We start from the raw sequence: 7,761 nt of genomic DNA on the forward strand, positions 1-7,761 counted from the left end.
AAACATAGTGACGAACCAAAACCAAGATGGAAAGAAGCAACTGGCAAATTCTTCTCCGCTCCAATGCCCGATTTTTCAAAGGTTATATCAGAAGAAGATATAAAGGGGATTAAAGATTGGAAACAAAATGACGGTAAGGAAGGCAATAATAAAAATTTACCTCTCAAAAAAGCAACAACAAACCATCACAAAAGCTCTAATAATGGTCATGATTCAGGATGGGAGAAATAAAATTTTGCCATTTGATAAATAAATATCATAAAATTTGGCTCGTATGTTTTTTTGCATTATTTTGTGACGCATAAAAAGCATATCCCTTTACCTTAAATTGTATGAACTATATTGTTGGCCTGTTTGCCGTAGTGCTACTTTCAATAGGGTTCCTGCTGCCCTCCAGTTCAAAAAAAGTTGAACACCCGCTTTTTAAGGTACTCCGTCCTTCGGTTAGGGTTTTATCTCTCTTTTTATTTGTTTATATTATCTATTACAATATTACAGAGAAGGGATTTTTAAAAAATCATAATTCTCCACCATTGGAAAAGTTAGCAGGAATTTGGAGAGTTACGGGGGGAAGCAATGGGCTTGGTAAAAGTTTCTATGGCATTCTAACCAAAGGTGAGTTAACAATATTTCATAATAATACCTTTGAAATAAACACCGATATTAATTGCAATCTTAGTGGTAAGTGGCAAATGAATGAAGAATATTTACTTTTAAATTTTAATAAAGAGCAACTTTGTCAATATGATGATTATAGTTTAAAAACTTTAAAAATCAAAAATGCTGATTTTACAGAGAATGAAATGGTTTGGTTTATAACTAATGGTGACAAAACATTAAAGAGAAATCTAATCAAAATTGACAGTTTACATTATCCATTGGAGAGCATTGTAACGCCTTTTACAGAAGAAGAAGATACAAAGGAAAGGAAAATTAGAGCAGAACTAATTGAAAAAAATACTTATTTTATGGATTCACTAAAGAAGGAAAGCAAATTTAAACTTAATCATTTATCAACTATGGCAATAAATGACAAATATTATTATTTTAAAGTTGATAGTATTTATATAGAAGCAGGATCAACAATTGAGTATACCGAACAACCTAACCTTGATGTAATACATGCTATATATACCCCTAACAATAAACCTCTAAAATTAAATGTAAAAGGTAAAATTGGGTATTATCAATTTTAAAATTGATTCTTGTGTAAGTATGTGTTATTTAGCGGTTTGCTTGATTTTCTTCTTGTAACTTGATTAATTCTTGAAGAAAATCAAAGACTCGAAAATCCCAACGTTCAGGTTCAAGGGTCTTAGTCATTAGGTTTATAGCTTCACAATATATTTTTTTTGCTTCATCAAAATTTGATAAGAATTCCTCAATAAGCCCTAAATCAACTAACTCAACAACCAAATCTTTTACATCTGTGTTTGCTTGTTCAAAAGTACAAAAGCTTTGTTTTTCTATATAGCCAAGGTTAGATTTTAAATAATCAATTACAAGGCGACAAAAATATTTTGCAATATTGAGGTTATTAGCAGCTTTAAAGACTGGTTTTGAATATCGTCTTTTCGGGTTATCACCCCATAAAAAACTTTCATATATATTTAACCAAGCTAAAGGGTTGCCTTGTTTTGCTTCTTCTATCGTTTGCAACATAGCAGCATCATAAATCAATGCTTTTTCATTTTTAAATAAATCATCAACCTGTTTCTTAAAATCTTCACTATTCATAATTGATATTTCTAAATTATTATTAATTTAGCATACCAAATTTTACTAATATGAGCAAGGATAAAGATAATAACGGCATCCGCAATGCTAACATGATGGGTGCGGGACAAAAATTTAATTGGGAAAAAAACGAAAAAGGTGAAATCATTAACCGAGCAAAGACGGTTAGAGAACAATCCCATACCAAGAAACCTGAGCAAACTTGGGGGGAACATGTTAAACCTAAATCGCCTGAAAAATAGCTATTGGGTTTGGGAGAAAAATACCTGTTTATAGTTATTTCCGTCTGCCCATTTTTTACCTGCGGTTATCATGTAGCCTTCTACTTCGTTACCGTGTTCACTCCCTCCGCATTTGAGGGTAGTAAACTCTTTTGGCTCTACTTGATAGTGTAATTGATTAGCCTCTGTATAGCCCATGTTAGGTATCAGTGTTGCAGGATTAAAACCTGTGCTATTACTATCAACCTTTATAAAGCTTTTACCAATAGTATTTGCTGCCCATTGGTTAGTTTCAAAATCATTATTGGCGTGAAATATCTTAGTACACAAGTTACCAAGTAAACTATCTACCTTGGCTTTTGAGTGCTGGCCACCTATGGTAGCATAGTAATTGCTGATATTTTGAGTTAGAAAAACTGTACAGGCTCGGCTGCTCCTTGCCGTCGTTTGAAATAACATATCATATTCTGTTACAAAAAACTGGCTTTCATCTACCCATAAAAAGACTGGTACAGCATGACCGTTAACTATCTTTCTGCGTTCGGTGGCTTGTTGAAACATTAATTTAAAAATACTCTGCGCATAAATACCAATCTCTAAAAACTCTTTTACAGGAAAATCAAGAATGATAATTTTACCTTGATGGGTAATTTCAGGTTTAATATTAGTGCCTTTAGCAAACTGCTTGGCGAGTAAACCAGTAAGAAACGGCTCTGCTATACCTAAAAATGATTCAGATATGCCAGACCTTGTATTTTCTGCAAGCTTGGCATAATCTCGAAGGAAATAGCGATAAACTAAATTAAAGCAGGTTTTATCATCTTCATCAAGTTTTTTTTCAGCGGCTTTCAGAATGCAACTTGTACAATAACCAGATTCAGAAAACCAGTTTTCTAATTCTTCTTCTGTTTCAAGAGTAGCAAGATATTCCATATAATCCGCTCCTGTTGGTGCTGAATTTAATACCTCAGCCATATTTGCTACTGATAGTTCTTCCCCTGAAAGCTTCAATAAATCAACAATACGGATTATACAGCGACGTAAGGCATTTTCCCAAAACCGCTCACTTTCCTTTGCCTCTCCGCCATTGATGCGCTGCCCTAATTGAAAAATATTCATAAAAAGGGTTACTAAGTTTTGGGTTGCTCCTGCGCCTTCTCCTTCACGCTCAATTTCATATTGCAGCGGGTTGAATTCATGGCCACTATTTTTAGAGAATATTATAATATCATCTTCCCGCTTTGCCTTACGGGCATATTCAAGCCAATTATCTTTTTCATCAGGTTTGCCACAAAGTACCAATCCGCCAAAGCCGCTTTCCAAAAATCGCAGTGCTAAAGTTTTACCTGAACCGCTGCTTTTACCTGACCCAATACCACCGAAGATTTGCGTACCGCGCACGGCATCGGCAATTGTCCAACGATCTACGGGATTTTCCGAAAGTTGCAGCAAAGGATATTCAAGGTCTTTGAAGGGGGTAAATTGAGGTGTTTCTGGCGGGAATAGGTGACGGTTTTCAACTGATTTTAGTGATTGGTTTTTTCTACCAAATAAACCCTTAAATGAAAAATCATTAAATTCTAAGTCCATATCCGAAGCAGGGGTTTTTGTTCCTTAGCCATCTAAGGGGAGATGTCTGTGTAAAATAAATATACTAATACTATAAGATACTGATTGCTGATTTTGTAAATTTACATTACTAATTTTCAGGAACAAATTAACTGTATCTAAATGCTTCGGATAACCTCAAATAATTCCCCTGAAGGTGCTTCACGTTATTATGATGAAGGATTATCAAAACAAGATTACTACGCTGAAAAAGGTGAAATAATCGGCAATTGGGGCGGTAAATCTGCTGAAAAACTTGGCCTATCTGGTGAAGTAACAAAGGATAGCTTTACAGCACTATGTTACAATATTAACCCTGAAACCGCTGAACAACTAACTGCACGTAATAATGAAAATCGTCGTGTAGGTTATGATTTTACCTTTAGTGTACCAAAATCGGTTTCTATCGCTTATGGTATCAACGAAGATAAAAACATACTTGATGCGTTCCGTAGTGCCGTATCTGAAACTATGCAGCATATAGAAAAAGAGGCTGCAACACGGGTAAGAAAAAATGGCCAAGATAATGACCGCCAAACGGGAAACCTCGTTTGGGGTGAATTTATTCATACCACATCACGGCCTGTTGATGGTGTACCCGATTGTCATTTACACGCCCATTGCTTCGCCTTCAATTCAACCTTTGATGAACAGGAGCAAGTTTGGAAAGCTGCTCAATTTGGGCAAATCAAAGCTGATGCTCCTTACTATGAAGCTTATTTTAATTCTCTGTTGGCGGATAAACTACAAAAAACAGGCTATGAGTTAGAGCGTAACAAAACAAATTTTGAACTGGCTGGCATATCGAGAGAAACCATTGATAAGTTTTCCCGTCGTACTAATGAAATTGAAAAGCTTGCTGCTGAAAAAGAAATAACCAATGCCAAAGCATTAGATAATTTAGGAGCAAAAACCCGTGAGCATAAGCGTAAAGGGCTTGGAGCTGATGAACTGCGGGAAATCTGGAAAAGTAGGCTTAATCACGAAGAAGCGCAAAAAATTTCTTCCGCCTTCGGCGGAAAGGGTTTTGCTATTGAAAAGAAAAAAGAAGTTGAACTAACTAAAAGCCTTACTCCTGATGAATGTATAGACTATTCTTTGAGCCATTGTTTAGAAAGAAAATCAGCCATTGAAGAAAAAAAGCTTTTAACCGATGCTTTCAAACGTGGTTTTACTTCCTGCACTCCTGACGAAATCAAACAGGCTTTTGACAATAGAAAAGATTTAATTCATGGAAATATTGAGGGTAAAAAGCTCATTACTACTAAAGGAGCAATCCAAGAAGAAAATCAACTTATACAATCTTGCATCAACTCCAAAGGCAGATTTAAACCCCTGAATGATAATTACCAATATAAAAATGAAGCCTTAAATTATGAACAAAGGCAAGCAATAACCCACGCTTTAAGCTCAACTAACGGAATTATTTCCATTGAAGGCGGGGCCGGAACGGGCAAAACAACCCTGATGGGCGAAGTAAAAAACGGTATTGAAGAATCTGGCCGAAAAATCTTTGCTTTTGCGCCTTCCTCCGAAGCATCACGGGGGGTGCTGCGTGGTGAAGGTTATAAAGATGCTGATACTTTAGCTTCACTCCTGGCAAATAAGGATCTGCAACAACAAACAAAGAACCAGGTACTTTGGATTGATGAAGCTGGCATGGTTGGCAATAAAACTATGAATCAGTTAATGGAATTAGCCAAACGGAATAATAACCGTATAATTTTAACGGGTGATACAAAGCAACATTCATCTGTTGAAAGGGGTGATGCGTTCCGCAATATTCAGGAGAAAGGCGGCATAAAAGCAATTAGAGTAAATGAGGTTGTGAGGCAAAAAAACGCCAAAACCTATAAACAGGCAATGGAATTTATTTCAAAAGGAGACTTTGAAAAAGGTTATGAGCAACTTGATAAAAATGGCTCTATCCGTGAAATAAAAGACAAAGAACAACGCTTAAAAGAAATTGCCACTGAATATTTACAGGGTATTTCAGAACGGAAAGGCAAAGGTTTTAAAGATGTTTTGGTAGTTGCTCCAACCCACAAAGAAGGGGAAATGGTAACGGATAAAATCCGTGAAGTACTTCAAAAAGCTGGCCGAATAGATAAAGATGATATTCAGGTAACTAAGCTTAAAAACTTAAACCTTACTGAGGCCGAAAGACAAGATGCGGTAAATTATCAGGCTGGCCACGTGGTAGAATTTAACCAGAACATTAAAGGCTTTAAGGCTGGCGAAAAACTTCCAATTACGGGGAAAGATGAAAACGGCAATGTCCTTGTAAAAAATGGTAATACTCAAACGGTGCTGCCGAAAGATGAAGCGGCCAAGTTTCAAGTATATGCGCCACAAAACGCCAATTTTGCCACTGGTGATAAAATACGCATCACCAAGAACGGTAAGGCCATAAACGGAACAAAGCTCAATAACGGGCAGATATATAACGTTACTGGCTTTGATAAAGAGGGTAATTTACGCCTGAGTAATGGCTCAACCCTGAATAAAGATTTTGGACATTTTACGCATGGTTACGCTGTAACCTCTAACACATCGCAAGGCAAAACCGTTGATAAAGTAATAGTGGCGCAAAGCTCCTACTCCTTCGGAGCATCAACCAAAGAACAATTTTATGTTTCTGTATCACGGGGTAAAGAGGCCGTTTCAGTGTACACAGATAGCAAAGAAGATTTGCAAAATATTGTAAGTAATCGGAGTACTGAGCGTATTTCCGCCCATGATGTAGCAGATAAAGGAGATGCTATTGAAAAGAAAATAATGCAACAAGCTGTTTTAGTGAACCGTTTACAATCACTGGCCAATACTTACGCATCTTGGAAAAGTAAAGCTGAAAATATTAGCCGTTTTGCTGTTTCAAACCTGAAAGAAGCGGCATCAAAACTAAAACCAGCAAATACATTTACCCAAACTTCAAACCATGTTATAACACAAAATGAACCTAAAAGAACAACTTTTAAAAGATAAGCCTAAAACTCCCATTAGTGACGTTGAAGAAGATATTGTAGATAGCGGCAGTAAATTTTGGGATGTTGAGCGGGTAGCAAGCAGACGGGCTATTATGCTTGATGTACGGCTAAAGGGTGGCAAATTTTATGCGCTGCCTTATTCCTACATGACCAAAGTAAAATTTGACCCTTCCGAAGGGTTAGAGATTTATATATCAGGCAATTATGTAAAAATAACGGGGCGGAATTTACACGAAATTTACATTCAACTATTACGCCATAGGGTAAGTTTTATTCAGGCAAATATTTCTGATATAGATATAACTGATGAAAATAAAACTTACATCAAAGATATTGAGGTAACGGAAGATGCGCCATAAGTAGTCAAGTACATACTTAACTCAGTAGCTCAGTTCTTAATGATTTCAGTATTTCTTTATTTCATTAAATACAGATTTTATACAAACAATCCTACCGCCATTAACAATAATGGTCGTTTCTCCTTTGACAAATGGTTAAGAAAGTGGTAGTTTTGTTTATATTCAGTATATAAATAAAAATTAACGCTATGACACAAGTTGAATTCATAAAGAACTTTAACGCCTTTCCAGCAAAGGATAGGCTTGTTCTTGCCAAAAAAATTCAATTACAAATGGCTGATGAACTTTTTGAAGAGCTGGACGCAGAACTGCCAGACGTTGAAATCTCAACTGCTGAAATTCAAAAAGAAATAAAAGCCTTCCGTAATGCCCAAAAGAAAAAAAATTAGTATAGTAGTAGATGCAAACTGGTATGTGTCCGCTTGTATCAGTAGAAACTCCCGTAAAACCCTATACCACAAGATTTTAAAAAATAGCCATTTACAGGTTTATTACTCAACTGAACTGCTGCATGAATTTGAGGGCGTTATTACCCGTAAGAAGTTTTCAAAAATAATTGCACCTAACCAGATTATTAGATTTATCTCTTTGGCTATGCTATTTTTAAAAGAGGTATCTGTTGCATCAATCCCTACGGTAGTTAGAGATAAAAAAGATGATTACTTGCTTGGAATTTGTGAAAGCTGCAATGCCCATTTTTTGGTTACTGGTGATGATGATTTATTGAGCTTAGAAATCTACAAGAATACAACTATGGGTAGTTTTGCCGTTTCGTACAAAAACCGTCACTTGGGCGTTTGCTCGCTAAAGGGGCGTATAAGTTGGAAATCCATCAACGCTTTCCAGTCA

Annotated in this window: 9 protein-coding genes; 7 read left to right on the forward strand and 2 right to left on the reverse strand. The window is 36.1% G+C overall.

The features are described 5' to 3' along the window. Together K339_RS37490 and K339_RS0109490 are read left to right on the forward strand one after the other, a co-directional pair. The coding region (locus tag K339_RS37490; protein WP_037299883.1) for a hypothetical protein at positions 1-231 on the forward strand (231 nt) is incomplete at its 5' end. A gap of 101 nt (positions 232-332) precedes the next feature. Beyond that, positions 333-1,196: a hypothetical protein gene (locus tag K339_RS0109490; protein ID WP_028523382.1), complete on the forward strand. Its 864-nt coding sequence runs from the start codon at positions 333-335 to the stop codon at positions 1,194-1,196. 28 nt (positions 1,197-1,224) lie between these two features. On the opposite strand, the gene K339_RS0109495 is transcribed toward K339_RS0109490, so the two are convergent. Further along, positions 1,225-1,737: a hypothetical protein gene (locus K339_RS0109495; RefSeq protein WP_028523383.1), complete on the reverse strand. Its 513-nt coding sequence runs from the start codon at positions 1,735-1,737 to the stop codon at positions 1,225-1,227. 50 nt (positions 1,738-1,787) lie between these two features. Between K339_RS0109495 and K339_RS0109500 the strand changes: the two genes are divergently transcribed. Then, positions 1,788-1,979: a hypothetical protein gene (locus K339_RS0109500; RefSeq protein ID WP_028523384.1), complete on the forward strand. Its 192-nt coding sequence runs from the start codon at positions 1,788-1,790 to the stop codon at positions 1,977-1,979. Here the strand turns inward: K339_RS0109500 and K339_RS0109505 are convergent, their stop codons facing one another. After that, complete coding sequence (locus tag K339_RS0109505; protein ID WP_028523385.1) at positions 1,980-3,548, reverse strand: type IV secretory system conjugative DNA transfer family protein; 1,569 nt, start codon at positions 3,546-3,548, stop codon at positions 1,980-1,982. Positions 3,549-3,689: 141 nt separating this feature from the next. Between K339_RS0109505 and mobF the strand changes: the two genes are divergently transcribed. The 4 genes from mobF to K339_RS37080 all read left to right on the forward strand — a co-directional run. Next, entirely contained in the window at positions 3,690-6,551 is a 2,862-nt protein-coding gene (gene mobF, locus K339_RS33165) for a MobF family relaxase (RefSeq protein ID WP_051397911.1), read from the forward strand. Beyond that, entirely contained in the window at positions 6,520-6,912 is a 393-nt protein-coding gene (locus tag K339_RS0109515; protein WP_028523386.1) for a hypothetical protein, read from the forward strand. Before mobF ends, K339_RS0109515 begins: the two co-directional genes overlap by 32 nt. A gap of 188 nt (positions 6,913-7,100) precedes the next feature. Further along, positions 7,101-7,301: a hypothetical protein gene (locus tag K339_RS0109520; protein WP_028523387.1), complete on the forward strand. Its 201-nt coding sequence runs from the start codon at positions 7,101-7,103 to the stop codon at positions 7,299-7,301. Further along, positions 7,279-7,761 (forward strand): putative toxin-antitoxin system toxin component, PIN family (locus tag K339_RS37080; RefSeq protein WP_157607542.1); only part of this gene is annotated, 483 nt, incomplete at its 3' end. The genes K339_RS0109520 and K339_RS37080, both read left to right, overlap by 23 nt.

The sequence above is a fragment of the Runella limosa DSM 17973 genome (assembly GCF_000482465.1).
In the GTDB taxonomy this organism is placed as follows: domain Bacteria; phylum Bacteroidota; class Bacteroidia; order Cytophagales; family Spirosomataceae; genus Runella; species Runella limosa.